The organism is Streptococcus sp. k-378, assembly GCF_013277505.1.
GTDB lineage: Bacteria > Bacillota > Bacilli > Lactobacillales > Streptococcaceae > Streptococcus > Streptococcus pseudopneumoniae.
In genome coordinates this window covers 1-1,476 of the sequence record NZ_VMNC01000118.1, presented here as the reverse complement: position 1 = coordinate 1,476, position 1,476 = coordinate 1, and the positions used below count along the sequence as shown (strand labels likewise).

The following is a 1,476-nucleotide window of genomic DNA, read 5'->3' as shown; positions in this document are numbered from 1 at the left end:
GATGATAACTCTTATTATGAGGAAGTTCCTTATGATATTCCTGAAAGTTGGGAGTGGGTGAGGTTTTCTACATTGGTTGAAATTGTTAGAGGTGGTTCTCCACGACCAATCAAAGATTATCTTACTTCCGAAGTAGATGGAATAAATTGGATAAAAATAGGTGATACTGAAAAGGGTGAAAAGTATATAAATAATGTTAAAGAAAAAATCAAAAAATCAGGGCTTAACAAAACTAGATTTGTAAAAAAAGGTACATTTTTGTTAACTAATTCTATGAGTTTTGGTAGACCTTATATTTTGAATGTTGATGGTGCAATACACGATGGATGGTTGGCTATTTCGAACTATGAAAACTCATTAAATAGAGATTACCTATTCTATATTCTTTCATCAAATGTAGTTTATTCTCAATTTTTATCTCTAATTAGTGGAGCTGTTGTGAAAAACTTGAATAGTGATAAAGTTGCTTCTATTCTAATCCCACTCCCACCCCTTCCTGAACAATCCAGAATCGTTGATAAAATCGAACAATTTTTCGCCCATATTGACGCACTAATTTAGTATAATAGTTTTACGTGCGGTGGAATTTCTATCAAACATAAGATAGGAGTTTTACGTTGAAAGAATTTGAATTACATTTGAAGAAAGCTGGTTTAGCTGAAAATACTGTGCGTTCGTACCTTTATGGTGTTCGATTTTTCTTGGAGAATTATGAACTCAAAATGGAAGATTTATTTGAATACAAGGGATATTTATTAGACAATTTTAAACCTAAAACTGTCAATTTGCGACTACAAGGAGTAAATAAATATCTGACTTTTATTGGTCATGATGATTTGAAATTAAAATTTGTCAAAGTACAGCAAAAACCGTTTTTAGAAGATGTCATTAGCCATGCTGATTACCTTTTTCTTAAACGTAGTTTGAAAAAAGATGGTATTTTAAAATGGCATTTTGTCGTTTGGTTTTTAGGTGCAACTGGGGCTCGTGTAAGTGAGCTTATTAAACTAAAAGTAGAGCATGTAGAAATCGGTTATTTTGACATTTACTCAAAAGGTGGTAAAATTCGTAGACTGTACATTCCTAAAAAATTAAGAAATAGTTGTCTTAGTTGGTTAGAATCAGAAAATCGCCGAAGTGGTTATTTATTTTTGAATAAATTTAATGAACCAATTACAGCAAGAGGAGTTGCTCAACAGTTAAAAAATTATGCTGATAAATACAAAATGAATCCTAAAGTAATTTACCCTCATTCTTTTAGACATTTATTTGCTAAGAATTTTTTATCGAAGTATAATGATATTGCCTTGCTTGCAGATTTGATGGGACACGAAAGTATAGAAACTACTCGAATTTATCTAAGGAAAACAGCTACTGAACAACAAAATATTGTAGATAAAATTGTTAATTGGTAAAAAAATAACAGGTGGTCAAATTGACCATCTGCTATTTTTTTGTGATTATGGCTCTTATTAT

1 protein-coding gene and 1 pseudogene are annotated in these 1,476 nt (G+C 30.8%); both read left to right on the top strand.

Annotated features, from left to right (window positions below):
- A pseudogene (locus HT719_RS10065) lies at window positions 1-528 on the top strand (restriction endonuclease subunit S); the annotation flags it as partial.
- An 89-nt stretch (window positions 529-617) separates the two neighbouring features.
- Window positions 618-1,415, top strand: coding sequence for a tyrosine-type DNA invertase PsrA (gene psrA, locus HT719_RS10060; RefSeq protein WP_023934726.1), 798 nt, complete (start codon window positions 618-620; stop codon window positions 1,413-1,415).
- Window positions 1,416-1,476: the final 61 nt, after the last annotated feature.